Raw genomic sequence first — 25,528 nt, 5'->3', positions numbered from 1 at the left:
CATGAGCATGTCCCTGCGGGTGGTGGTCCCCCCCCATCCCCTGATCGGCCACTGGCTCACCCTGCTGCGGGACGGGTCCACCCCCTCGCCCCTGTTCGCCACCGCCATGGCGGAGCTGGGCCGCTGGCTCACCTATGAGGCGCTGCGCGACTGGCTGCCCCACCGTCCGGTGTCGGTCACCACGCCCCTGGGCCACTGCGACGGCCAGGTGGTCGATCCGGAGGTGCCCCTGCTGGTGATCCCGGTGCTGCGGGGGGGCCTGGGCCTGTGGCAGGGGGCCCAGTCGGTGCTGCCGTCGGCCCAGCTGGCCCACGTGGGCATCGAGCCCTGTGGGCCGGAGCACAAGCCCCACTGGTTTCTCGACGACCTGCCGGCCACCATCGAGGCCCGCAGCGGCGTGCTGGTGTTCCTGCCGGTGCTCGCCAGCGGCTCGATCCTGCTGGCCCTGCTCGACCGTCTGGCGGGCCTGGGGGTGGAGGGGCAGCGGCTGCGGGTGATCACCACCCTGGCGGCGAGCCCAGGGCTGAAGGTCGTCGGGGAGCGCCACAGCCAGCTCACCCTCTACTGCGCCGGCATCGACCCGGAGGTGGACAGCCGGCACCGGGTGGTGCCGGGCTTCGGCGAGGTGAGTGAGCGGCTGTATGGAATCGCCGCCGCCACTGCCTAGGCTGGGTCCCTCCGATCCGGAAGCCCCTTTCCGTGCCGCTCCATGGCTGATTCCAGGCAGCAATCCTCCGCCAGCGGCAGTCTGGTCCTGCTGGCCGGGGCCGCCGGGGCGGTGATGGGGGCCGCCGGCCTCGCCGTCTGGCTGCTGCGCCGGGCCGAGCGGCATCGGCTGTCCCAGCGCCAGCTGCGGATGCTGCGGGTCTCCCGTCTCAGCGAAGGCCTCGAGGAGGCGCCGGTGAGCAGCGACCAGCTGCACGACCGCGTGCAGAAGCTCAACCAGGCGATCGACGAGGTGCGCCGCCAGCTCGAGCAGCTGCAGCCCCAGGCCTGACCATCGCCGGCTGAGGCCCCGGACGTGGCGGAGCAGGCCCCTCGGTAAGTTGCTGCAGACCCGTTCCTCCCCGGCCATGCTGCGCTCCGACGCCATCACCAAGGGCCTCCAACGCTCCCCCAACCGGGCCATGCTGCGGGCCGTCGGTTTCGGCGACGGGGACTTCGGCAAGCCGATCATCGGCATCGCCAACGGCTACAGCACGATCACGCCGTGCAACATCGGCCTCAACGACCTCGCCCGGCGCGCCGAGCAGGCCGCCCATGGGGCTGGAGCCATGCCCCAGATGTTCGGCACCATCACCGTCAGCGACGGCATCTCGATGGGCACCGAGGGCATGAAATACTCGCTGGTCTCCCGGGAGGTGATCGCCGATTCGATCGAAACCGCCTGCAACGCCCAGAGCATGGATGGTCTGCTGGCCATCGGCGGCTGCGACAAGAACATGCCCGGCGCCATGCTCGCCATGGCCCGCATGAACATCCCGGCGATCTTTGTGTATGGCGGCACGATCAAGCCGGGGAAGCTGGGGCCCTGTGATCTCACCGTGGTCAGCGCCTTCGAGGCGGTGGGGCAGCTCTCCGGCGGCCGCATCGACGAGGCCGAGCTGCTGGCGATCGAGAAGAACGCCTGCCCCGGCGCCGGCAGCTGCGGCGGCATGTTCACCGCCAACACGATGAGTTCGGCCTTCGAGGTGCTCGGCCTGAGCCTGCCCTACAGCTCGACGATGGCGGCGGAGGACCATGAGAAATCCGACAGCGCCGCCCGCTCCGCCGAGGTGCTGGTGAAGGCCATCGAAGCGAACATCCGCCCCCGGGACCTGCTGACCCGCCAGGCCTTCGAGAACGCCATCGCCGTGATCATGGCGGTGGGGGGTTCCACCAACTCGGTGCTGCACCTGCTGGCGATTGCCCGCACCGCTGGTGTGCCCCTGACAATCGACGACTTCGAGACGATCCGCCAGAAGGTGCCCGTGATCTGCGACCTCAAGCCCAGCGGCCGCTACGTCACCGTCGATCTGCACCGGGCCGGCGGCATCCCCCAGGTGATGAAGCTGCTGCTCGACGGCGGCCTGCTGCACGGGGACTGCCGCACGATCGAGGGGCGCACCCTGGCCGAGGTGCTCGCCGACGTGCCCTCCGAACCGCCGGCGGGCCAGGACGTGATCCGGCCCCTGTCCAACCCCCTCTACGCCCAGGGCCACCTGGCGATCCTGCGGGGCAACCTGGCCGAGGAGGGCAGCGTGGCCAAGATCAGCGGGGTGAAAAACCCGGTGATGACCGGCCCGGCGCGGGTGTTCGAGAGTGAGGAGGATGCCCTGGCCGCCATCCTCGCCAAACGCATCAGCGCCGGTGATGTCGTGGTGATCCGCTACGAAGGGCCGGTGGGCGGCCCCGGCATGCGCGAAATGCTGGCCCCCACCGCCGCGATCATCGGCGAGGGGCTGGGCGATTCGGTGGCCCTGATCACCGATGGCCGCTTCTCGGGCGGCACCTACGGGATGGTGGTGGGCCACGTGGCTCCGGAAGCCGCCGCGGGCGGCACCATCGCCCTGGTGCAGGAGGGCGACAGCATCACGGTGGATGCGAAGCAGCGCCTGCTGCAGCTCAACGTGGATCCGGAGGAGCTGGCCCGGCGCCGCAGCGCCTGGACCAGGCCCGCCCCCCGCTACCGCACTGGCGTGCTCGGCAAGTACGCCCGGCTGGTGAGCAGCAGCAGCCTGGGGGCGGTGACCGACCTGCCCCCCGACTGAGCCCCGGAGCTGAGCCCGTTTTCAGAAACGTGCAGTTTCCGCAGGTCGATGCAGGCCTGCACTGACGGCGCAGGCGCTCTGCTGCTGTCCGCAGCAGGGTGAATCGCCGGCCAGCACTGGCCTCTCGCCCCTGGAGCCGCTCCGACGTCCCATGACGCGTCTGGACGCAGATCCCGTCCATGGGCCTAGATCAGAGGAAGCCACCCCCTCGACCCATGCGAAGCCACTCCGAACCCGGTCCCTTCCTGCGGCCGGTGCGTGTCACGATCACGGTTCCCTACAACGCCTACCAGGCCCTGGTGGAGCGCAGCAACGTCCAGGGACGCTCCCTCTCCAACCTGGCCGCCTACCTGCTCGAATCGGCCCTGCAGGGCGCCCATCCCAGCGAGCACAACCAGAGCCGCATGGATTCGGCGGACGCGTTCCGACGGCGAACGTGAGCGGGACGGTCCCGGCTACGGCCGCCGGGACTCCCGCAGCAGCTCGGAGGGCCTGACATGGAACCGCTGCTGAAAATCCACGCTGAACAGTCCGAGGGAGCGGTAGCCGCATTCGCGGGCAATGCTCCCCACCGTGTCGTTCAGGGTCGGCCGCTCCAGCCGTTGCCGGGCACGGTCAAGACGCTGCATCTTGATCCACTTGGTGGCCGTGCAGCCCATGCGTTCGGCGAACGCATATTGCAGCGCCCGGCGGGAGTAATGGCTCCTCGATTCCAGGTCAGTGAGGGTGAGCGGCTCGCCCAGATTCTGCTTGATGTAGTCAATCAGTTCATCGAAGGAATCACGACCCTGGCGCTGCCGGTGCAGGAGCCGGTCCAGGGTCTTGTCCTGGCGGATCTCCGGCAGCAGCATGGCCACCATCAGCCGATAGATCTGGTCGTCGAACTGGAGGCGATCCAACAGCCCGTGGCCATAGCCGGACAACTGACCGGCCATGGCGATGGTCTGCTGCAACGCCGAGAGCAGGGAAGGGGCGGCGTTGTTCCTGGGCGGGCTCCAGCCATGGGCCAGCGACACCGTTTCCTCCCAGTCCTTCGGCTTCTGCTGATAGCCACCCATCGCCATCGCCGTCTCCAGGAGTCGGTCTCTGGTGAGAGCGAAAGCCACAGCGGACGACAGGGTGCTCTCCATGGTGCTGACCGCACTGGCCATCAGCACACAGCCTCCACGGGCACAGGGCCAGGTGGTGGAGGCCTGTCGCAGCCGCTGTTCTCCGCCATAGCCCAGGACAACGATGTGCTCCTGACGTTCCGAGAAGGTCATCCGCGTCGGCCTGGCCGTCCAGGCGGTGGCCAGCAGCCCGCCGAGTCGGAGGTTGGCGCCGTAACACCACCAGGAGGACTCGGGCTCCAGCGGAATCAGCTCCACCAGGGGCAGGGCCTCCTGCAACAGGGAGGCGCAGACGAGGGGATCCGTACTCAGCCGAAGCAGACGCAGCAGAGGATTAGGGAAAAGGGCAACGTCATGGTGATCAAACTCCGGAAAGCAAGGCTCGTTGTGCATACGATGCCTCACCTCCATGGTTTCTCACTGTGTTCAGAGTATCATAAAAAGTTTGAAGTTTCTGCTCGTTGACACCCGCCTCCCGCTGGCGGGTCGAGAGGGCCAAAGGCCTGAGAAATAACGCGATGTGCCAGCACGCACGAATGGCATTTCGTGATGGTTCGTTGCTGGAGAGCTCACCGACGCACCCGCTGCGGAGGCCCGGACATCCTGACGGCCGGCGCCGGGGCCTGCCGTCCCAATCCAGCCGATTCGCGGCATCGCTCGATGATGGTCTGGCGGGGTTCACCGGTTTAGATTGAAGGCGAACGTTCCATGTCCGGGGGTTGATGGAAGAATCCAATGACGCGGAATCTTCCCCGGCATCATCCACGCCCCCCGATGCCGATCCCGGCATGCATCTGGTGGGGATCGGAGCCTCGGCCGGTGGCCTGGAGGCCCTGCAGGCGCTGCTGGGCAGCCTCACCCCGGGTGGCAACGTGGCCTATGTGGTGGCCCAGCACCTCTCCCCCGACCACGGCAGCCTGATGGTCGAGCTGCTGGCGCGGGTCACCGAGCTGCAGGTGGTCAAGGCGGTCGACGGGGCCACGCTGCTGCCGGACACGGTCAGCGTCTGCCCCCCCAACCACGACATCAGCGTCTCGGGACACCGGCTCCGGCTGGTGGCGCCCGAGCCCCGCTTCGGCCCCAGCCCCAGCATCGACCGTCTGTTCGAATCAATCGCCGACCACTGGAACGGCCACGGGGCCGCCGTGGTGCTCTCGGGCACCGGCTCCGACGGCGCCCGCGGCCTGCGGGCCGTGCGGGCCGCCGGTGGCCTCACCATCGCTCAGACCCCCGAGAGCGCCCGGTTCGCGGCCATGCCCACCGCCGCCGTCGCCATGGGTGGGGCCGACCTGATCCTCGAGCCGGCCGCCATCGGCCGCCATCTCACGGACCTGATGAGCTCCGATGGCGACTGGGTCGAGCTGAACGTCCCCGATCCCCGGGGCCTCAACGTCTCCAGTGCCCTGGAGCTGCTGCAGCACAACAGCGGCATCGACTTCAGCCAGTACAAGGAGTCCACCCTGCAGCGACAGCTGGCGCGGCGGATGGCGATCCGCCAGATCGAGAGCATGGACGAGTACCTGCAGGTGCTCTCGGCCGACAGCAAGGAGGCCTCGGCCCTGGTCCACAACCTGCTGGTCACCGTCACCTCCTTCTTCCGCGACCCGGAGTCGTTCGCGGCCCTCGGTGAGCTCCTGCGGGCCTACGTGGCCCAGCGCATCCGCAGGGATCGCCTGCGGGTGTGGGTGCCCGGCTGTGCCACCGGGGAGGAGGTCTATTCCCTGGGCATGCTCATCAGCGAGGTGCTCGGCCACCCCCAGGACCTGACCCATCACCTCAAGATCTTCGGCACTGACCTCGACGAGGAGAGCCTGGCCGTGGCACGCCGGGCCACCTATCCCGCCGCCTCCAGCCTGGCCATTCCGGAGTCGTTGCGGGAACGGTTCGTGGAGCCGTGCAACGGTGAGGTCCAGATCTCTGACGACCTGCGCAACTGCGTGGTCTTCGCCCGTCACAACGTGGCGGTCGATCCCCCCTTCCCGCGCCTGGATCTGATCTCCAGCCGCAACACCCTCATCTACTTCACCCAGCCCCTGCAGGATCGGGTCCTGGCGCAGTTCCGGTTCGGCCTGCTGCCCGCGGGCTTGCTGTTCCTCGGCCGTACGGAGTCGCTGGGCCACAGGACCGAGGGTTTCGAGGTGGCCAACGCCGACCACCGCATCTTCCATCGCACCGCTGAGCCCCAGTCCGCCCGCTACTCCACGGTCGCCCAGCCGTCCCAGCGGCCAACGATGCTGTTCAACCCGATCGGTCGGATCTCGATCCTGCGGGAGACCGTGGTCGAGGAGCATGTGGCCACCCTCGAAGCGTTGGTCCGCAGCACCTCACCCCCCTGCGTGATCCTCGATGAGAACCACGGACTGGTGGAGGTGATCGGCGATGTCAGTCCCTTCTGCCGGCTTCCGGAAGGGCGGATCTCGACCGCCGCCACCTCCTTCCTGCTGGAGGATCTGCAGGCCGAAGCCCGCGCCCTGCTGCTGATCGTGCGGGCCGACGGCCAGCCGGCCCGCAGCCGCCTGCTGCATCTGCCTGACTTCGCCATCCACCTGCGGCTGGAGGCCCGACCGCTCCAGGTCAACGACCGGATCCTGACCCTGCTGAGCTTCCTGCGGGAACCGCCGGACGGCGCCGAACCGGCCGCCGCGGATGCGACGCTGATCCGCGACCCGAACTTCGACCAGCAGATCGCCCGGCTGGAAAAGGAGCTGCTCACCAGCCACGACACCCTGCGCCGGTCCCTGGCGGACCTGGAGGAGGCCAACGAGGAACTGGAGGCCTCGGCCGAGGAACTGCAGGCCTCGTCGGAGGAACTGCAGTCCTCCAATGAGGAGCTGGAATCCTCCAACGAGGAGCTGCAGGCCACCAACGAGGAACTGGCCACCCTCAACCAGGAACTGCGGGCCAGGAGCACGGAGCTGCAGCTGCTCAGCACCGATCTGGAGAACATCCAGAACTCCCTGAACCAGGGCATGGTCATCGTCGACCGGGAGCTGTGCATCACCCGGTTCACGCCCCTGGCGGTGCGGGTGTTCGCCCTGGTGAACGACGATATCGGCCAGCCCCTGCTGGGCGTGCCGACCACGGTGCCGCTGCCGGGTCTGCGGAAGGCCCTCACAGAGGTCGTTGGCGGTGCTCCGCGGCGCAACATCGAGGCGGTCAGCGAGGACATCGCCTACCTGGCCCAGGTGCTGCCCTACCAGGAGCAGGAGGGTCAGCGGCTGGGGGCCATCATCACCCTCACCGACGTGTCAGAGCTGCTGGCCCTGCGCCGGGCCGCCGAGACCTCCCTCGATTCCTTCTCCAGCCTCACCGATGCCCTCGAGGAAGCGGTCTGGAAGCGGGATGCCAGCCTGGGCCGGCTGCTCTATGCCAGCCAGCGCATCCTGCCCCTGACGGGCTGGAGCCCGGCCGAGCTGTTCGCCGATCCCCGGCTGCTCGACGACGCGATCCTGGCGGAGGACCGCGATCGGGTCTGGGCCAGCCGGGACCCGGCCCGGGGGGGCTGGTCGGTGCAGTACCGCATCATCCGCCGGGACGGCGAGCAGCGCTGGGTGACGGAGAACGCCAAGGTGCTCACCGAGGAGATGGATCGCTATGTGGTCGGCACCCTCTCCGACATCACCCAGCAGCGCCAGGCCCAGGAGCATGGCCGCGATCTCTCGGTGCTGTTCGAGACGCTGATCCGTAGCCCCAGCTTCTCGGTGGCGGTATTCGACAGCAGCCAGCGGGTGGTACTGGTCAACGCCAGCCTGTGCCACAGGATCGGCTTCGAGCGCGACAGCCTGGTGGGGTCACCGGCCTCCCTGTTCTGCCAGCTGCCGGAGGCGGCCACGGCTCCTGTTGGCACCGACGCGCCCGCCGATGGGCCGCTGTTCGTCAGTGACGCCTTTCCCCTGCGCCATCGGGATGGCCGCACGCTGGTGGCCACGGCCGAACTCTGGCCGCTCCCCTCAACGATGGGAACCGGCTCGCTGCTGATGGTGCTGCCGACGCCTCAACCCTGATCAGGCCGCAACAGGGCCCGCAGGCGTCGCGCCAAGGCCTCCAGCGGCTCACCCTGGGGCGGACAGCTGCAGCGCAGGCCCGTGGCCCCATCCATCCAGACCGGATGGCTGCCCTGCCACAGCAGGGGGTGGTCCTCCCCCTGCCGCCAGGCCAGGGTGAGGTTGAGCTCCGTACCGCTGCGGTAGATCTCCAGCTCCAGATCCTCCGCAGGCACCCGTTCGCCCTCGGGGGTGCGGGCCTCCAGCCGCAGGCAGAGATCGAGGCTGTCCACCCCCTCCTCCTCCGCCCCCGGGCCGGCCCCGATGGCACCCGGGTCGGGGTTGACCACCGCGTGGCGCAGGGGTTTGCGGCAGAGGTCGGCCGCCGCCGCCACCAGCTGGCACAGATCGGTGTTGGCGCTGCCGATGGAGGACTCAGGCGACGGCATCGATCGCCATCAGCTCCAGGCTGAGCGGGCCGGCCCGGAAGCCCGGATTGGCGGAGCCGTCGTCGCCGAACTTCGAATGCAGGATCTGCAACCGGGTGATGCGGGCCGGATCGAAGCGCAGGGGCAGGCCCAGGGGCAGGGCCTCGATCGGCCTGGCCCGGATCGAGGCCCGCAGCTGGGCGAAGGGGATCCGCACCCGGCAGGGTCCCTCGGCCTCGGTGGCGAAGTTCGCCACCCAGCGCACACCGCCGGGAATCATCTCGGTGAGACCCGCCACCCCATCGGCGCAGGCCACCGCCAGCTTGTAGTGACGGCCGTCGCCCTGCAGCTCCAACTCGAAGGCGGCCTGAGCAGAGAGATCAAGGGGAGGGGAAAAGATGGGCGAGCGGCAGCTGACGAAGCCGCCGCCCTGCTCCACCACCTCCGCCTCCAGCCGCAGGCCCCGGCTGCTGACCGTGCACAGGCCCGAGCTGCGCCCCCCCATGACGGTGTCGTTGAGGGCATGCCAGCCACTGAAGCCATCGCCGCGGATCACCTGCATGGGAGCCCTCAGGCGCCGGGGAGGTCGGCGGCGGCGGCGGCGTCCGCCAGGATCACCACCACACCCGCGGGCCGCACCAGCCGGGCGGGGGTGCGCTCGGCGGGCTCACTCGGGTCGAGCAGCCGGGTGAGCGCCTGGCGCTTGCCGGCGCCGCTGACCAGGAAGATCACCCGGCGGGCGGCCGAGAGCGCCGGCGCCGTGAGCGTGATGCGCGGAAGACCCTTGCCTTCCCCGATGGTGACCGGGCGGTCGCTGACGCCGGGGGCCGCCGTGCCGGGGAACAGGGAGGCGGTGTGGCCGTCGTCACCCAGGCCGAGCAGCAGCACGTCGAAACGGGGCAGCGCGCCGGGGCAGAGCACCGCCAGCTCGGCGGCGTAGGCCTCGGCGCTGGCCTGCGGGGTGGGGCGGTCGGTGGGCACCGGGTGGAAGCGGGCGTGGCTGGCCTGGGGGTGGGCCAGCAAAGTTTCCCGCAGCATGCGGGCATTGCTGGAGGGGTCGTCGGCCGGCACCCAGCGTTCATCCCCCAGCAGCACATCGACCCGCTCCCAGGGCAGGTGCTCCTCGGCCAGGCGGGCATAGGCCGCCCGGGGCGTTTCGCCGCCGGCCAGGGCGATCTGGGCCCGGTCCCGCTCGGCGAGGGCCAGATCGATGCCGGAGGCGATCTGCTCGGCCGCCTGGCGGGCCAGTTCTTCGGGGCTGGTGGCGACGATCAGCTGGTAGCGGGTGCTGGGTTCGGTCAAACGAGCCACTCGGTATGGAACGCGCCGGGGCGGTCCGTGCGCTCATAAGTATGGGAGCCGAAGCAGTCGCGCATGGCCTGCACCAGGTTCTGGGGCAGGCGGCCGGTGCGGTAGCTGTCGATGTAGTCGAGGGTGCTGCTGAGGCAGGGCACGGGGATGCCCGCCAGGGCCGCCCCCGCCACCACCTGGCGCAGGCCGGCCAGGCGCTGGTTGACCTGGGTGGCGAACCAGGGATCGAGCATCAGGTTGGGCAGGGACGGATTGGCGCGGTAGGCGTCCTGGATCCGCTGCAGCAGCCGGGCCCGGATGATGCAGCCCCCCTTCCAGATCTGGCCGATGGCCGAGAAATCGAGGTGGTAGTCGTGGAGCTTGGAGGCCTCCTGCAGCAGGGCCATCCCCTGGCCGTAGCTGGCGATGCAGGCCAGGATGCAGGCGTCCCGCAGCGGCGCCATGCCGGTGGCGGGCTCCCCGAGGGAGAAGCTGTGGGGGGCGGGGCCGTGCAGCACCGCTTCGGCCGCGATCCGCTCGCTGCGCAGGGAGCTCAGCACCCGGGCATTGAGGGCGGCGTAGATGGTGGGCACGGGCACCCCCATCTCCAGGGCACTGACCACGGTCCACAGGCCGGTGCCCTTCTGGCCGGCGGCATCGACGATCAGCTCCACCAGATCACCGCCGCTCTCGGGATCCTTGGTGCGCAGGCACACCTCGGTGATCTCCACCAGGAAGGAGGCGAGCTCCTCGGTCTGGTTCCAGCCCCCCAGCACATCGGCCATGGCATCGCCGTCCATCCCGGCGATGCGCTTCATCAGGTCGTAGGCCTCGGCCAGGATCTGCTCGATGCCGTACTCGATGCCGTTGTGGACGGTCTTGACGAAGTGGCCGGCGCCACCGGGGCCGATGTAGGTGACGCAGGGGCCGTCCTCCACCTGGGCGGCCATCTTCGTGACCAGGCTTTCGATGGCGTCGTAGGCCGCCTTGGTGCCGCCGGGCATCATGCTCGGCCCCTCCAGGGCCCCCTTGGCGCCGCCCGAGACGCCCATGCCGATGTAGCCGAAACTCTTGCTCTCCAGCTCCTTGACCCGCCGTTCGGTGTCGGTGTAGAGGGAGTTGCCGCCGTCGATCAGCAGATCGCCTTCCTCGAGCAGCGGCGAGATGCTGGCGATGGTGGCATCCACCGGATCGCCCGCCTTCACCATCATCAGGATGCGGCGGGGCCGCTCCAGGGCCGCCACGAACTCCTCGAGGCTGGCCGCTCCCACGATGTCCTTGCCGGCGCCGCGTCCGGCCAGGAACTCCTCGGTCTTGGCGTAGGTCCGGTTGTAGACGACGCTTGAGAAACCGTTTCTCTCGGCGTTGAGGACCAGATTCTCACCCATCACGCCGAGGCCGATGAGTCCGAAATGCGCCTTGCCCATAGGAGCGTGGATGTCTTGCTTCATCGCCACTGTGGCCAGCGGTCGGCGGCGCGTCGGTGTCCCGGGGGGGGATGTCAGCAACTGCTGGCCCAGCCCTCCCCCGGCGCGGGCCTCAGATCACGGTGCCGTCGGCGATCGTGCCGTTCTTCACCACCACGACGATGCCGTTGCGGATGTAGAAGTTGAGCTCCGGCCGATCGGCCTCCTCCACCCGGTCCTTGTTGACGATGGTGACGTCGCGGCCGATGCGCACGTTCTTGTCGAGGATCGCCCCCTTCACGGTGGTGCCCCGGCCCACACCGATCGGGGTGCCGCCCCGTTCGCGCAGCACCAGCCGTTCCTCGGAGGATTCGAAGAAGTCGGCCCCCATCAGCAGGGTGTCCTGGAGCACCACCTCGTCCTCGACCCGGGAGCGAACGCCGAGCACGCAGTGGTGGATGCTGCAGGCCTTGAGCAGGGATCCCTCGCCGATGATCGACTGGGTCACCTGGGCGTCCTGCAGCTTGCTGGGGGGCAGGTAGCGGGGCCGGGTGTAGATGGGGAACTTCTCGTCATAGAAGGAGAAGGCCGGATTGGGCTGGTCGGTGAGGGCCAGGTTGGCCTCGTAGAACGCCCCGATCGTGCCGATGTCCTCCCAGTAGTCGTCGAACAGGAAGGTCTGCAGATGGTCCCCTCGGCCGAGGGACGCGGGGATGATCTCCTTGCCGAAATCGGTGGCCTCCGGATGGCTGGCCAGCAGGTCGAACAGGGTGTTGCGGTTGAAGACGTAGATCCCCATCGAGGCCAGGTAGGGCCGCTTGGCGGCCTCCTCGGCGGAGAGGCCCAGGCTCTCGGTGTTGACCCGCATGGCCTCGAGGGCGGCACCCTTCGGCTTCTCGCTGAACTCCAGGATGCGGCCGTCGGAGGAGGTGCGCATCAGGCCGAAGCCCTCCGCCTGGGCCCCATCCACCGGCAGGGCCCCCACCGTGAGTTCGGCGCCGCAGTCGATGTGGTGCTGGACGAACTTGCTGTAGTCCATCCGGTAGAGCTGGTCACCGGAGAGGATCAGGACGTGGTCCACGTCCCACTCCTGGAACAACCACTGGTACTTGCGCACCGCATCGGCCGTGCCTTCGAACCAGCTGGGGCTGTCGGGGGTCTGCTGGGCGGCCAGCACCTCCACGAAGCCCTGGCCGAAACCGGAGGAGAGGTTGTAGCTCATCGTCAGGTGACGGTTGAGCGAGGCGCTGTTGAACTGCGTCAGCACGTAGATCTTGTTGATCTCGGAGTTGATGCAGTTGCTGATGGGAATATCGATCAGTCGGTATTTCCCAGCGAGGGGAACAGCGGGCTTCGCCCGCATCTTGGTGAGGGGGTAGAGACGTGTTCCCGCCCCGCCTCCCAGGATGATGGCCAGAACGCGTTTCATGAGCCCAGTCCTCGGTCCTTGGCTGGCCAGACCGTACTGGAGCGTGGTGACGGGGAGCGCGGCGCTGCGGCTTCTCGGTTCATGTTCCGTTGCAGTGAAAGGTGGGGCTGGAGCCGGTGAGGCGGGGACCCTCCCGTGGGGCGGGGCTCAGGCCTCCGGCGGGTCGTCGTGAAGCTCGAACAGGTCCTGCAGCACCCCCATGGCCGCCCGCCGCTGCTGGCGGGGCTGGGGGGCCCGCAGCCGGGTGACCGGCGTGTGCAGGATCTTGTTGATGATGCCCTTGCTGAGGGCTTCGACCACCTTCCGCTCCCGGGCGGAGAGGTCCGGGCCCATGCGGCTGAGGGCCTTCTGCAGCTCCTGTTCGCGGATGTCCTCCAGCTGCAGGCGCAGGCGGTTGACCAGGGGCACAGCCTCGAGGCCGTCCCACCACTCCAGGAACAGCCTGGCCTCCTCCGCCAGCAGCCCCTCGGCCTCGGCGGCCATCTCCCGGCGGGCCTCCTGGTTGCGGGCGACCACCTCCTGGAGATCGTCGACGTCGAAACTGTCGACACCCTGGAGCTGGGCCGCATCGGCACTGATGTTGCGGGGCACGCCGATGTCGATGAGCATCAGGCTGGAGCGGCGGTTGAGCCCCTCCAGCCGCCGGGCCGTGATGATCGGCTCCTCGGCGCCGGTGCTGGTGAACACCAGCGAGCAGGTGCTCAGGCAGTGGTCGAGGTCGTCCAGGGGACGGCACTGCACCGGCAGGGCGGGGAAATCGGCCGCCAGGGCTTCGGCCCGGGCGACGGTGCGGTTGAGCAGCACCACCCCCCGGCAGCCCTTGGCCTGCAGGTGCTGCAGCAGCAGCCGGGCCATGCGCCCGGCCCCCACCACGGCCACCTGTTCCTGGTCCAGCGGAACCAGTTCATCGGTGCCCCGGGCCTGGCCCACCTTCAGCTGGGCCAGCTCGACCGCGGCCGAGCTGATCGACACCGCCCCGGTGCCCAGGTTGGTTTCCGTGCGCACCCGCTTGCCGGTGCTCACCGCCTGGTTGAGCAGGCGGTTGAGGATCGGGCCCACGGAGCGGTGCTCCTGGCCCAGGCGCACCATCTTCTTCACCTGGGAGAGGATCTGGCCCTCCCCCAGCACCAGGCTGTCGAGGCCGGCGGCCACCCGCAGCAGGTGGCCGACGGCCTCCTCGTGGTGGTAGGTGAACAGGTGGGGACGCAGCTCCTCCACCGCCAGACCGGACTGCTGGCTGAGGAAATCGCCGACGGCGGTGATGCCCTGTTCGGGGTGGCGCAGGAGCGTGTAGATCTCCAGCCGGTTGCAGGTGCTCAGGATCGAGGCCTCGATCACCTGCTCATCCGAGCGCAGCCGCTGGAGGGAATCCTCCATGGTCTGCTCAGGGATGCTGAGGCGCTCGCGGATTTCCACCGGAGCCGTGCGATGGCTCAGACCGACGACGGCGATGTGCATGGAGGCGGGCTCCGAGGTCCGGACTCTGGTGGGATCAGCGCAGGGCGATGCTCTTGGCGCCTTCCTTGATATGCACCGTATCGGTGAAGCGGGCGCTGCGGTCGAGGGTGCTGATGATCAGGCTGCTGGTGCGGGTGCAGTCGGACTCGAACACGACGCCCTTGAACAGCAGGCCCGGGGTGATGCCGCTGCCGGCGAAGACGACGTTCTCGCCGGAGGCCAGCTCCTCGGCCTCATAGACCTTGTCGACGTCGGTGATGCCCATCTCGTTGAGGCGGGCGATGTTGCCCTCCTTGGTGTAGTCGGCCCACTCGCTGGTCTGGGCGACGGCGGGGTCGTACACCAGCTGGCCCTGGAAGTGGCCGCCGAGGGCCCGGAGGGCGGCGGCGGAGATCACCCCTTCGGGAGCGGCGCCGATGCCCATCAGGCAGTGGGTGCCGGTGCCGGCGAAGCCGCAGGCGATGGCGGCCTGGACGTCACCGTCGCTGATCGGCTTGACCCGGGCGCCGGTGGCACGGATCTCGGCGATCAGGTCCTTGTGGCGGGCGCGGTCCATGACCACGATGGTGAGTTCGCTGGGGGCCAGGCCCAGGACCTCGCTGAGGATGGCGATGTTCTCGGTGGCGCTCTTGCGGATGTCCACCTTGCCCTTGGCCGCCGGGGGCGCCGCCAGCTTCTTCATGTAGAAGTCCGGCGCGTAGAACAGGCCGCCCCGGTCGCTGGCGGCGAGCACGGCCATCGAGCCGTCCTGGGCGTTGGCGCAGAGGTTGGTGCCTTCGCAGGGGTCGACGGCGAAGTCGACGCCGGGGCCGGTGCCGCTGCCGACTTCCTCACCGATGTAGAGCATGGGCGCCTCATCCCGCTCCCCCTCGCCGATCACGATCCGGCCCTGCATGGCGATGCTGCCCATGCGGGTGCGCATGGCTTCCACCGCCGCGGCATCGGCTTCGTCCTTCTTGCCGAGCCCGGTCAGGCGGGCGGAGGCGATGGCGGCCTGCTCGACGACTTCGAGCAGTTCCTGGATGAGAGTGCGATCCACAACGGTCCGGCAGGGGGAGGGGCCTCAACGAGGGGCCGGCACGCCGGAGGCGGACCGCAGGCAAAGCGGGGAACGTTCCAGCCGCTGCAAGGCCTCTCGGAATCGAAGCGGGGCCATCGTATCAGCGCGCCCGGGATCCCCCCGGGAGTCCCACGGTGGGCGGCTCCTTACAATCGCTTCACTCTTCCGCTGCGGTGGCCGTCCATGAGCACCAAGCCCCTGGTGATCTCCCCGTCGATCCTCTCGGCCGACTTCTCCCGCCTCGGCGACGACGTCCGGGCCGTCGACGCCGCCGGCGCCGACTGGATCCATGTGGATGTGATGGACGGCCGCTTCGTGCCCAACATCACCATCGGCCCGCTGATCGTCGAAGCCCTGCGCCCCGTCACGACCAAGCCCCTGGACGTGCACCTGATGATCGTCGAGCCCGAGAAATACGTGGCCGATTTCGCCAAGGCCGGCGCCGACATCATCAGCGTCCAGGTGGAGGCCTGCCCCCACCTGCACCGCAACCTCAGCCAGATCAAGGACCTCGGCAAGATGGCCGGTGCGGTGCTCAACCCCAGCACCCCCCTCGACACCCTCGAGTACTGCCTGGAGCTCTGTGATCTGGTGCTGATCATGAGCGTCAACCCCGGCTTCGGCGGCCAGAGCTTCATCCCCTCCCAGGTGGAGAAGATCCGCCAGCTGCGCCGCCTGTGCGACGAACGGGGACTGGATCCCTGGATCGAGGTGGATGGCGGCATCAAGGCCGCCAACGCCTGGCAGGTGATCGAGGCGGGCGCCAACGCCATCGTCAGCGGTTCGGGGGTGTTCAGCCAGGCCGACTACGCCGAGGCCATCACGGGCATCCGCAACAGCCGCCGCCCCGAACCGGCCCTGGTCTGAGGGTCATCAGGCCGCCCGGTACGGGCGGCCTTTTCGTTTTGCTGGGGAGCCCCCGGGGGGGCAACAGCAACCCGTGCGGCCGCTCAGCTGCCCAGGAACCAGCCGTAGCTGTGCAGCCCGATGCCCAGCAGGTTGACGCCGATGTAGCAGACGGCGATCACCACCAGGCCCGCCGAGGCCACCAGTGCCGGCCGGCGCCCCTGCCAGCCGCGGATCAGACGGGTGTGCAGGTAGGCGGCGTAGACCAGCCAGCAGATCAGGGCCCAGGTTTCCTTCGGGTCCCAGCTCCACCAGCTGCCCCAGGCCTCATTCGCCCACACCGCCCCGCTCACCAGGCCCACCGAGAGCAGCAGGAAGCCCACCGTGATGGTGCGGTAGCTGAGGCTGTCGAGCTGTTCACTGATGCGGAAGCTGCTGCTGCTGAGCGCCATGGCACCGGGGCCGTCGCTGGCCAGCCGGGCCTGGCGGAAGCCGCCGCTGCCGATCGAGCTGCTGCGCAGCTCCAGATCCTCGTTGCGGTCGACGAACAGCACCGCCACCGACAGCAGGGAGCCCACCAGCAGGGCCGCATAGCTGACCATGATCACGCTGACGTGCATGACCAGCCAGCTGGAGCGCAGGGCCGGCACCAGGGGCGAGGCCTCCTGGAGGCGATCCGGCAGGGCGAAGCTGGCGAAGGCCACACAGCCCAGACCCATCGGCGTGGCCGCCGCCGCCACCAGCGGGTTGGGCCAGCTGCGCTCCACCAGCAGCTGGGTGAGGGTGCAGGCCCAGGCCAGGAAACAGAGCGACTCGTAGAGGTTGCTGATCGGGAAGTGTCCCGACTCCCACCAGCGCAGCACCAGCTGGGCCGTGAGGCAAAGATTGGCCGAGGCCACCAGGATCCTGACCACCGGGTTGCTCTGGCCGCCGCTGACGGACCAGAAGGCGATGGGCAGCACCAGAAGGAGCAGGGCGAAGGCCGCGAGGCCGAGACCGATGACCGGATCGTTCACCAAGGGAGCGGATCGAAACCGATCCACTTTGCCGTGCCGTCCCCCCGGTGGGGCCTCAGCGGCTGGCCTGCCGCAGCAGCCAGAGCCCGCCGGCCAGGCCGATGACCACCGGCAGCCAGGCCGCCAGGAACGGCATCAGGGTGCCCGTGATCCCCAGGGAGCTGAAGATGAAGGACATCAGGTAGTAGCCGAAGATCAGCAGCACGCTGATGCCGAACCCCTGGCTGCGGCTGGTGCGGGAATTGGGGCGCACCCCCAGGCTGCTGCCGATCAGACCGAACACCAGGCAGATGGCCGGAAAGGCGAACTTCTCCTGGATGCGCACCCGCAGCCGCCGCGCCTCCTTGGTGTTGTTGGCCTCCAGCAGCAGCCGCTCCGCCGTCAGGGCCTGGCCCACCGTCATGGTGCTGGCGTCGGTGGGCAGCTGGGCCACCTCGATCGGGTCCCGGGTGAAGGGGTAGAGGTAACGGTCGAAGCTCGCCGAGGTGGTGGTGCCGCTGGCCACGTCGATGTTGGTGATGCGGCCCTTGTTGAACTCCCACATGCCCTCCTTCTCGTTCCACTTGCCGGTGAGTGCGGTGAGCATCTGCCGGTAGCCGTGGCGGGAGAAGTCGAGCAGGGTGACATCGAGCATGACCCCCTTGCGGAACTGGCGGGCATGGAAGATGTGGGTCAGCCACTTGACTGATTCGCCGTTGGCCAGCTTGACGTCGGTGAAGCGGGAATAGAGGGCGTTGTCGCTCTGCTCGGTGGCGATGGCCTTGCCGAGGGCCCGCTCCAGGCTGTTGGTGGCCGCCAGATTCGCCCGCGGCACGATCGCGTCGTTGAACACGAAGGTCAGCAGGGTCATCACCAGGGCCAGGGCCATGGCCGGCAGCACCATGCGGCGGGTGCTCACGCCCACGCTGCGCAGGGCGGTCAGTTCGCTGCTCCCCGAGAGGCGGCTGTAGGCCAGCAGGGTGGCCATCAGGGTGGCCATCGGGAAGGAGAGGACCAGGAAGGAGGGCAGGCGCAGCAGCAGCACCTGGATGGCCGCCATCACCGGCAGCCCCGACTCGGCCACCCGGCGCACCAGCTCGAACACCGCCCCCACCGACAGGGACACGGCGGTGAAGGCGGCGATGCCGAACAGCAACGGGCCCAGCAGTTCCTGCAGCAGCCAGCGGTCGAGCAGGGGCAGGTCCCGCCAGCGGGGGACCCGCTTCCAGTCACGCAGCCGCTCGCCGCCCGGCAGCTGCAGCCAGGTGGGGCGCTTCTCCAGCAGGGCCCCCTTCAAAGCTGGAAGCCCTCGCCGAGGTAGTGACGCCGCACCAGGGGATCGTTGGCCACGGTATGGGAGGCACCGGAGGCAAGGATCCTGCCATCGGCCAGGATGTAGGCCCGGTCGGTGATCGCCAGGGTCTCCCGGACGTTGTGATCGGTGATCAGCACGCCCATGCCACGGCCGCGCAGGCTGTCGATCAGGGCCTGGAGATCGGCGACGGCCATGGGATCCACCCCCGCGAAGGGTTCGTCCAGCAGCAGGTAGCGGGGGCCCTGGTCCCCCACCGCCAGGGCCCGGGCCACCTCGCAGCGGCGCCGCTCCCCTCCGGAGAGCTGGTAGCCGCGGCGGTTCTGGAAGCCGCTCAGGTGGAAGTCCTCGATCAGCACCTCCAGACGTCGACGGCGTCCGGCGGGCTCCGAGCCGCTTTCCTGCAGGGCGAGCATCAGGTTGTCGCGGACGCTGAGCTGGCGGAACACGCTCGCCTCCTGGGGCAGATAACCGATGCCCAGACGGGCACGGCGGGGCATGGGCAGGTGGGCCACCGACTGCCCATCCAGCAGCACCTCACCGCAGTCGGGCCGCAGCAGGCCGGTGATCAGGTTGAACGTGGTGGTCTTGCCGGCCCCGTTCGGCCCCAGCAGCCCCACCACCTCCCCTGGGTGGAGATCCAGGCTCACGTCGGTCACCAGGGGGCGGCCGGCGAGGGTGATGGCCACCCTCTCCAGAACCAGGCTCACGGCTTGGGGGGAGCAGGCTTGGCTGCGTCAGGCTTGGAGGTGCCCTGCTGCTGCAGGCGGAACTTGCTGAAGACCTGCTTGCCGGCCGGCGGTTCCGCCAGCATGCGCTCGCTGTCGAGCTGATAGACCAGCCGCTCCGCCCGCAGGCGCTGGCCATCGGTGTCGATCACATCGACGTCGCCGGTGAGCACCAGGCGCCCCTCGTTGCTGAAGTACTGGGCCTGGCGCGAGGTGGCCGTCATGCCGCGATCGGCATAGACGATGCGCACGTTGCCCGTGGCGGTGACGATGCCGTTCTGGTTGTCGGCCTGCTGCACATCGGACTCGATCGTGACCATGCCGGTGGCGGGCGCCTTCGGGCGTGGCGCCTGGGCCGTGGCGGTCGGCGCCTGGGCCGCGACGGGGCGGGACGGGAGCACCAGCAGGGCGGCGCCCACGCACCCCGCGGCGAGCACGAACAGCAGTGGGCGGGGGGGCAGGGTCAAGGTGGAAATCGTGGAGGCCTTGAGTGTGCTCAATGTACCGGCGCCGTGCCCGTTCCCCGCGCCAGTTCCAGGCGCGGCAGGGGCAGACCGGTGAGGTCGGCCTGCTGCTGCAGGGCCTCCAGCCGCTGGGCCGCCCGGAGCCGGACCGGGCCGAGGGCCAGGCCCAGGGCTTCGTCGCCGCAGCCCCGCAGGCGGCCCAGCCCCTCGCCCATCAGCACCGTGGCACCGCGGCGGTTGTCGCGTTCCAGGTGCAGCTCGGCCACGGCGATCTGGAGCAGACCCTGGAGCACGGGCCGCATCGGCCCCTGGGTCTCGTGCCAGAGCTCCTCGAAGCCGTCGTGGCAGGCGTACCACGCGGCCGCATTGAAGTGCTCGACGGCCTGCCGCAGGCGGGGGTCGGCCTGCAGCAGGGTTTCCTCATCGGCGGATGGGGCGCCGGGACTCAACGCTTGGCGGGCTTCTTCACCGGCATCTTGCGCAGCCGGATCGATTCGGGGGTGACTTCCAGCATCTCGTCGGGGCCGATGTACTCCAGGGCCCGCTCCAGGGTCATCTGAATCGGTGACTGGAGGGTGTCGAGCACCTCGGCACCGGCCGAGCGGATGTTGGTGACCTGCTTGGCCTTGCAGACGTTGAGTTCGAGGTCGGGCGGACGGTTGTGCTCACCGACGATCATCCCCTTGTAGACCTTGGTGCCGGGGGTGATGAAGAACTGACCCCGGTCCTCGGCACCCTTGAGGGCGTAGAAGGTGGCGGTGCCCTCCTCGAAGGCGATCAGTACGCCGTTGCGACGGGCGTCGAAGTCGCCCTGCATGGGGCGGTAATCGAGGAAGGAGTGGCTCATGATCCCCTCGCCGCGGGTGGCGCGGATGAAATCGCCCCGGAAGCCGATCAGGCCGCGGGAGGGCACCACGAACTCCAGCTGGGTGCGGCCATCGCTGGTGGCTTCCATGTTCTGCATCTCGCCCTTGCGGATGCCGAGCTTCTCGATGCAGCTGCCGACGGCCTCCTCGGGCACGTCCATGACCAGGGTTTCGAACGGCTCGTGGGGGGTGCCGTCGATGGTGCGGAAGATGACCTGGGGCTGGGACACCTGGAACTCGAAGCCCTCGCGACGCATCGTCTCGATCAGGATGCCGAGGTGCAGCTCACCACGGCCGCAGACCGAGAAGCGGTCGGGGGAGTCGGTGTCCTCGACCCGCAGGGCCACGTTGGTGAGCAGCTCCCGCTGCAGGCGGTCGCGCAGCTGGCGGCTGGTGACGAACTTGCCTTCCTTGCCGGCGAAGGGGGAGTCGTTGACGACGAAGGTCATCTGCAGGGTGGGTTCGTCCACCTTGATCAGCGGCAGGGCCTCGGGGTGGTCGGGGCAGGCGATGGTCTCGCCGATGTTGACCTCGTCGAAGCCGGCGACGGCCACCAGATCACCCGCCCGGGCTTCCGGGATCTCGACCCGCTGCAGCCCCTGGAAGCCGAGCAGCTTGCTGATCCGGCCGCGCTTGATGCTGCCGTCGTCGCGGATCAGGGCGACGTTCTGGCCGCCGGTGATCGTGCCGTTGTGGACCCGGCCGATCATGATCCGGCCCAGGAAATCGGAGTAGTCGAGGGTGGTGACCTGCAGCTGCAGGGGCTTGGCGGGATCCCCCACCGGCGGCGGCACATGCCGCAGGATGGCGTCGAAGAGCGGCTTCATGTTGTCGCTCTCGGTGGCCATGTCGGGCTTGGCGTAACCGCCCATGCCGCTGCCGAAGAGATAGGTGAAATCACACTGGTCGTCGTCGGCGCCGAGCTCGATGAACAGATCGAGCACCTTGTCGACCGCCTGTTCCGGATCGACGCGGGCCCGGTCGATCTTGTTGACGAACACGATCGGCCGCAGACCTTTCTCCAGCGCCTTCTTGAGCACGAAGCGCGTCTGGGGCATGGGCCCCTCATTGGCGTCCACGATCAGCAGACAGCCATCCACCATGCCCAGCACCCGCTCCACCTCACCACCGAAATCGGAGTGACCAGGGGTGTCGACGATGTTGATGCGGATGCCGTTGTAATCGACGGCGGTGTTCTTGGAGAGAATCGTGATCCCCCGCTCCCGTTCCAGGTCGTTGGAATCCATCACACAGGTGGGCACCGCTTCACCTTCGCGGAAGATGCCGGATTGCTCGAGCAGGGCATCCACCAGGGTGGTCTTGCCGTGGTCGACGTGGGCAATGATCGCGATATTGCGTATCGGGGCGCCTTTGATGTCGCCGCTCATGGGGATGTCGTCCTGCGAAGGTGTGGGAAGGGGATCGTCGGAATCGAATCGACGGTGGTCGTCTCCAGGGAAACGGGGCGTTGATGGCGAAACGAAAAAGACATGTCGCTGCCAACGTGGCGTTCAGCTGGGCGTTGAACTGGACGGGACAGGGTGTGTCCGTGGCCCAGAAGTGGCCCTGAACAGGGACCGACCAGCGCTCTGACGCTTCGTCAGGGTTTTTTGGGAAACCCTGCCGCGCCGGCCCGGTGGGACATGTGGCGAACGTTGAAGCGAATCTTGATCCTACTCCCACCCCCTCCTGGGAGCCCGGCGGCGGGTCCCCGAACCCATCGGCTCAGCGGGCCAGACGCTGGGCCGGCTCGAACATCTCCAGGGCTTCGGTGGAACCTTCAAAGCGCCAGTGCCAGGGTTCGTAGCTCACGCCCTGGGGGTTGCCCCTGGGGAAGGAACGCACGAAGTGGAAGCGGGCCGCGTGGCGATCGAGCCAGCGGTAGGCCTCGGTGGACTCGAAGCTCTCCTTGAGATTGGTGGCCGGCAGGCGGCCATCCCCCAGATCGACGGCGAAGCCGGTGCTGTGCTCGGAGAAGCCGGGCGGCGCACTGACCCGGGCCCGGTCGGCGGAGGTCTGGTTGCGCTCGGCCTTGACATCGAAGAACAGCTGCTTCTGCAGATCGACGCTGCGCCAGGCGCTGAGCACCGTCAGGACGACACCGTCGGCATCGGCAGCGGCCCGCATGGCCTCGAGGGCACGGGCCGCCTCCGGCCGCAGGCGCAGTCCGGGGGCGATGGCCACCAGCTCGGCGGGGTCGGCTTCGGGATAGGGGAAGTGGCCGAGGAGCCGGCCATCCGGCCCCAGACGGGCCGACAGTCCCGGCACGGGGGTGGGCGTGATCCAGGAGCGCAGGGGGCCGATCAGCAGCAGCACGCTGCCGCCGGCCAGCAGGGCACCGCTGAGCACCACCTGGGCGATCCGCCTGGGAACGGAGGCCGGCCGGCGCGGAGGGGGCGTGGAGCGCCGGGCCAGCGGGATGTCGTCACCAAGGGGCATCAGCGGCTGGCGGCGGCGGCTGGCGTCAGCGGCCGGCCAGCAGCGACGGGCCTCGGCGGAGCGTGGGCGGGCATTCCCTCAGCCGCGAGCGACCCTCGATCTTAGGTGGGAGCTCATTTCAGTCGATTCCATACCGGGCAGTCACCGGTTCAGCAGTGTTAGCTTCCACCCCACATCCCAATGGCGGAGCAGGTTTCAAGATGTTGCGAGTGGCAGTCGTGGGCGGCGGCCCCAGCGGTTCCTGTGCTGCGGAAGTTCTCGCCAAGGCCGGCATCGAGACCTGGCTGTTCGAGCGCAAGCTCGACAACGCCAAACCGTGCGGTGGAGCGATCCCCCTGTGCATGGTGGAGGAATTCGATCTGCCGGAATCGATCATCGACCGCAAGGTGCGGAACATGCGGATGATCTCCCCCTCCAACCGGGAGGTGGACATCCACCTGGAGAACAGCAACGAATACATCGGCATGTGCCGCCGGGAGGTGCTCGACGGTTTCCTGCGCAACCGGGCCGCCGAACTCGGCGCCCACCTGGTCAACGGCCTGGTGCAGAGCATCGACACCGGCAGCCAGCGCCAGGGTCCCTACACCCTCCACTACGCCGATTACTCCTCCGGCGGCCCCACCGGTGAGCTGAAGACCCTCGAGGTGGATCTGATCGTCGGCGCCGATGGGGCCAACAGCCGGGTGGCCAAGGCCATGGATGCTGGCGACTACAACGTCGCGATCGCCTTCCAGGAGCGGATCCGGCTGCCGGCCGAGGAGATGGCCTACTACGAGGATCTCGCGGAGATGTACGTCGGCACCGACGTGTCTCCCGATTTCTATGCCTGGGTCTTCCCCAAGTACGACCACGTGGCGGTGGGCACCGGCACCATGCAGGCCAACCAGTCCCTGATCAAGGGGCTCCAGAAGGGCATCCGTGAGCGGGCCAGCCGCCGTCTGCTGCGGGGTGAGGTGATCAAGGTGGAAGCCCACCCCATCCCCGAGCATCCCCGCCCCCGGCGGGTGGTGGGCCGCATGGCCCTGGTGGGCGATGCCGCCGGCTACGTCACCAAGAGCTCCGGCGAAGGCATCTACTTCGCCGCCAAGAGCGGCCGCATGTGCGCCGAGGAGATCGTCGCCGCCAGCGCCTCCGGCAGCCGTATCCCCACCGAGAAGGATCTCAAGGTCTACATCCGCAAGTGGGACCGCAAGTACGGCGCCACCTACAAGGTGCTGGAACTGCTCCAGAACATCTTCTACAGCAACGATGCCGCCCGTGAGGCGTTCGTCGAGATGTGCGACGACAAGGACGTGCAGCGCCTCACCTTCGACAGCTACCTCTACAAGCGGGTGGTGGCGATGAATCCCTGGCAGCAGATCAAGCTCACCGTGCTCACCCTGGGGGCGGTACTGCGGGGCCAGGCCCTGGCTCCCGCCGGCTACAAGCCGGTGCCCAGCGCCGTGCGCTCGGTGGAGGAGGCCGAAGCGATCCTGGCGGCCGCCGAGCCCCGCTCGGCGATGAAGCCGGCCGGTGTCCACGTCGCGACCCCCCCCACCGACCCGGATGCCGGCACGGATCCCGATGCCGGCTCCAAAAAGGAGCCGGTGCTGGTGGCCAAGTGAGGATCGCGGTGTGAAGCTCGCTTGATCAGGGCAGTTCCGGGGCCGGGTCGAGGCGGCTGACCAGCAGCTTGTCGACCCGGTTGCCGTCCATGTCGACGACTTCGATCCGCAGCCCTTCCCACGTGAAGACATCCCCCGCCCTGGGGATGTGTTCGAGCACGTGCATCACAAAGCCGCCCAGGGTCTGGTAGCCGCCCCGGAGTTCCTCCGCCAGAGGCCGTCGGTCCACCAGATCCTCGAAGTCGGCGATGTCGAGGGCCCCGTCGAGCAGCCAGGACCCATCCTGGCGGACGATGACCATCGGGTCATCCTTGTCCGTGGCCGAGGAGAGGTCGCCGACGATCGCCTCCATCACGTCATTCAGGGTCACCAGCCCTTCGATGCCCCCGAATTCGTCGGTCACCAGGGCAATGTGGATGCCGGAGCTCTTGAACTGCTCGATCAGCTTCAGGGCCCGGGTGCTCTCCCCCACGTAGAGCGGGGCCTGGACCAGGGTCTCCACCGGGCCGGGGGCCGCGGTGAGCCGGGCCGCCAGAACGGCCCGGCCGCGCACCACCCCCACGCAGGCATCGAGGCTGCCGCGGGCCACCGGGAACAGGGAATGGTTTCCCTCGATCACCTGCTGCAGATGGGTTTCGGGGGAATCGGAGAGATCAAGCCAGCGGATATCGGTGCGGGGGGTCATGATCGCCCTGACGGGGCGGTCGGCCAGCCGGAACACCCGCTCGACCATGGCATGTTCGGCCGCCTCGAACAGGCCGGACTCCGTTCCTCTGCGCAGCAGGGTCCTGATCTCATCTTCGGTGATCTCCGGTTCGCCCCCCTCGCCGATGCCGATCAGGCTGAGCAGGCGATCGGTGGAGGAGCCGAGCAGATGGGCCAGGGGGGCCATCCAGCGCGACAGGCTCCGCATGGCGGGGGCCACCAGGCAGGCGATGCGCTCCGGGTCATGCAGAGCGATGCGCTTGGGCACCAGCTCCCCCAGCACCAGGGACAGGAAGGTGATCAGCGTGACCACCAGTCCGAGGGACAGGGGATCGGCCCAGGCCCGCAGCGGGGGTACGGCCTCCAGCAGCGGCCGCAGGCCCTCGGCCACCCGTGAACCGCCCAGGGCACCACTGAGAATGCCGATCAATGTGATGCCGATCTGCACCGTCGAGAGAAAATCGTTGGGGGATCGGATTAGTTTCAGAGCCACTTCCGCCTTGTGGTCTCCGGCCTCCGCCTGGTGCTCGAGGCGCAATCTCCGAGCCGACATCATGGCCAATTCCGAACCCGAAAAGATCCCGTTGATCAGAATCAGGAGAACAATCAGAACACCGTCGAACAGCATCGGCAATTTCAGTGGTGGCCCCTCGGCC

23 protein-coding genes are annotated in these 25,528 nt (G+C 68.6%); 7 read left to right on the top strand and 16 right to left on the bottom strand.

What is annotated here, in order from left to right; all coding sequences use genetic code 11:
• Position 1: 1 nt before the first annotated feature.
• From upp to KBY81_RS02760, 4 genes are all read left to right on the top strand, one after another.
• Complete coding sequence (upp, locus tag KBY81_RS02775) at positions 2-667, top strand: uracil phosphoribosyltransferase (RefSeq protein ID WP_106219972.1); 666 nt, start codon at positions 2-4, stop codon at positions 665-667.
• A gap of 42 nt (positions 668-709) precedes the next feature.
• Positions 710-997: a hypothetical protein gene (locus KBY81_RS02770; RefSeq protein WP_106219971.1), complete on the top strand. Its 288-nt coding sequence runs from the start codon at positions 710-712 to the stop codon at positions 995-997.
• Positions 998-1,073: 76 nt separating this feature from the next.
• Positions 1,074-2,750: a dihydroxy-acid dehydratase gene (ilvD, locus tag KBY81_RS02765; RefSeq protein WP_254975524.1), complete on the top strand. Its 1,677-nt coding sequence runs from the start codon at positions 1,074-1,076 to the stop codon at positions 2,748-2,750.
• 215 nt (positions 2,751-2,965) lie between these two features.
• The gene (locus KBY81_RS02760) at positions 2,966-3,190 is read left to right on the top strand and encodes a ribbon-helix-helix domain-containing protein (RefSeq protein ID WP_106219969.1); all 225 of its coding nucleotides are present in this window, start codon (positions 2,966-2,968) and stop codon (positions 3,188-3,190) included.
• Between the two features lie 15 nt (positions 3,191-3,205).
• Here the strand turns inward: KBY81_RS02760 and KBY81_RS02755 are convergent, their stop codons facing one another.
• Complete coding sequence (locus tag KBY81_RS02755) at positions 3,206-4,138, bottom strand: helix-turn-helix domain-containing protein (RefSeq protein ID WP_181280009.1); 933 nt, start codon at positions 4,136-4,138, stop codon at positions 3,206-3,208.
• Between the two features lie 509 nt (positions 4,139-4,647).
• Here KBY81_RS02755 and KBY81_RS02750 point away from each other — a divergent pair.
• A complete protein-coding gene (locus tag KBY81_RS02750) occupies positions 4,648-7,863 on the top strand; it encodes a chemotaxis protein CheB (RefSeq protein WP_254975523.1) in 3,216 nt (1,071 codons plus the stop codon).
• On the opposite strand, the gene KBY81_RS02745 is transcribed toward KBY81_RS02750, so the two are convergent.
• From KBY81_RS02745 to glpX, 7 genes are all read right to left on the bottom strand, one after another.
• Positions 7,854-8,291, bottom strand: a complete 438-nt coding sequence (locus tag KBY81_RS02745) for a hypothetical protein (protein WP_106219966.1) — start codon at positions 8,289-8,291, stop codon at positions 7,854-7,856. The two genes, KBY81_RS02750 and KBY81_RS02745, sit on opposite strands and share 10 nt — an antisense overlap.
• The gene (locus KBY81_RS02740) at positions 8,278-8,832 is read right to left on the bottom strand and encodes a CIA30 family protein (RefSeq protein ID WP_254975522.1); all 555 of its coding nucleotides are present in this window, start codon (positions 8,830-8,832) and stop codon (positions 8,278-8,280) included. The genes KBY81_RS02745 and KBY81_RS02740 overlap by 14 nt, the downstream gene beginning before the upstream one ends.
• Positions 8,833-8,840: 8 nt before the next feature.
• Positions 8,841-9,572: a 6-phosphogluconolactonase gene (gene pgl, locus KBY81_RS02735; RefSeq protein ID WP_254975521.1), complete on the bottom strand. Its 732-nt coding sequence runs from the start codon at positions 9,570-9,572 to the stop codon at positions 8,841-8,843.
• Positions 9,569-10,987, bottom strand: a complete 1,419-nt coding sequence (gene gndA / locus KBY81_RS02730) for an NADP-dependent phosphogluconate dehydrogenase (RefSeq protein ID WP_254975520.1) — start codon at positions 10,985-10,987, stop codon at positions 9,569-9,571. Before gndA ends, pgl begins: the two co-directional genes overlap by 4 nt.
• Positions 10,988-11,099: 112 nt before the next feature.
• Entirely contained in the window at positions 11,100-12,395 is a 1,296-nt protein-coding gene (locus KBY81_RS02725; protein ID WP_106219962.1) for a glucose-1-phosphate adenylyltransferase, read from the bottom strand.
• A 147-nt stretch (positions 12,396-12,542) separates the two neighbouring features.
• Positions 12,543-13,853 carry a glutamyl-tRNA reductase gene (locus KBY81_RS02720; RefSeq protein WP_106219961.1) on the bottom strand — a complete coding sequence of 437 codons (1,311 nt, stop codon included), beginning with the start codon at positions 13,851-13,853 and terminating at the stop codon, positions 12,543-12,545.
• 34 nt (positions 13,854-13,887) lie between these two features.
• A complete protein-coding gene (gene glpX / locus KBY81_RS02715) occupies positions 13,888-14,892 on the bottom strand; it encodes a class II fructose-bisphosphatase (RefSeq protein ID WP_106219960.1) in 1,005 nt (334 codons plus the stop codon).
• A gap of 204 nt (positions 14,893-15,096) precedes the next feature.
• Between glpX and rpe the strand changes: the two genes are divergently transcribed.
• Positions 15,097-15,780, top strand: coding sequence for a ribulose-phosphate 3-epimerase (gene rpe / locus KBY81_RS02710; RefSeq protein ID WP_106219959.1), 684 nt, complete (start codon positions 15,097-15,099; stop codon positions 15,778-15,780).
• 83 nt (positions 15,781-15,863) lie between these two features.
• Here rpe and ccsB read toward each other — a convergent pair whose 3' ends face one another.
• The 7 genes from ccsB to KBY81_RS02675 all read right to left on the bottom strand — a co-directional run bounded on the left by ccsB (position 15,864) and on the right by KBY81_RS02675 (position 22,563).
• Positions 15,864-16,775, bottom strand: a complete 912-nt coding sequence (gene ccsB, locus KBY81_RS02705) for a c-type cytochrome biogenesis protein CcsB (protein ID WP_043326237.1) — start codon at positions 16,773-16,775, stop codon at positions 15,864-15,866.
• Between the two features lie 55 nt (positions 16,776-16,830).
• The gene (locus KBY81_RS02700; RefSeq protein WP_181280028.1) at positions 16,831-17,991 is read right to left on the bottom strand and encodes an LptF/LptG family permease; all 1,161 of its coding nucleotides are present in this window, start codon (positions 17,989-17,991) and stop codon (positions 16,831-16,833) included.
• 56 nt (positions 17,992-18,047) lie between these two features.
• The gene (lptB, locus tag KBY81_RS02695; protein WP_106219957.1) at positions 18,048-18,776 is read right to left on the bottom strand and encodes an LPS export ABC transporter ATP-binding protein; all 729 of its coding nucleotides are present in this window, start codon (positions 18,774-18,776) and stop codon (positions 18,048-18,050) included.
• Positions 18,773-19,261 (bottom strand): LptA/OstA family protein, encoded by a 489-nt coding sequence (locus tag KBY81_RS02690; protein ID WP_254975519.1) that lies wholly within the window; start codon positions 19,259-19,261, stop codon positions 18,773-18,775. Before KBY81_RS02690 ends, lptB begins: the two co-directional genes overlap by 4 nt.
• 29 nt (positions 19,262-19,290) lie before the next feature.
• Positions 19,291-19,707: a DUF309 domain-containing protein gene (locus tag KBY81_RS02685; protein ID WP_106219955.1), complete on the bottom strand. Its 417-nt coding sequence runs from the start codon at positions 19,705-19,707 to the stop codon at positions 19,291-19,293.
• Entirely contained in the window at positions 19,704-21,512 is a 1,809-nt protein-coding gene (gene typA, locus KBY81_RS02680; protein WP_106219954.1) for a translational GTPase TypA, read from the bottom strand. The genes KBY81_RS02685 and typA overlap by 4 nt, the downstream gene beginning before the upstream one ends.
• Before the next feature lie 337 nt (positions 21,513-21,849).
• Positions 21,850-22,563, bottom strand: coding sequence for a D-alanyl-D-alanine carboxypeptidase family protein (locus KBY81_RS02675; RefSeq protein ID WP_254975518.1), 714 nt, complete (start codon positions 22,561-22,563; stop codon positions 21,850-21,852).
• A gap of 200 nt (positions 22,564-22,763) precedes the next feature.
• Between KBY81_RS02675 and chlP the strand changes: the two genes are divergently transcribed.
• Positions 22,764-24,167, top strand: coding sequence for a geranylgeranyl reductase (gene chlP, locus KBY81_RS02670; protein ID WP_254975517.1), 1,404 nt, complete (start codon positions 22,764-22,766; stop codon positions 24,165-24,167).
• Between the two features lie 25 nt (positions 24,168-24,192).
• Here chlP and KBY81_RS02665 read toward each other — a convergent pair whose 3' ends face one another.
• On the bottom strand, positions 24,193-25,500 hold the full coding sequence (locus KBY81_RS02665; RefSeq protein WP_254975516.1) for a hemolysin family protein: 1,308 nt from the start codon (positions 25,498-25,500) through the stop codon (positions 24,193-24,195).
• Positions 25,501-25,528 lie beyond the last annotated feature (28 nt).

This window comes from Cyanobium sp. Lug-B, assembly GCF_024345635.1.
Classification (GTDB): domain Bacteria; phylum Cyanobacteriota; class Cyanobacteriia; order PCC-6307; family Cyanobiaceae; genus Cyanobium; species Cyanobium minutissimum.
Note: the sequence above shows the minus strand (reverse complement) of the source record. Positions and strands in the feature narration are given on the sequence as shown.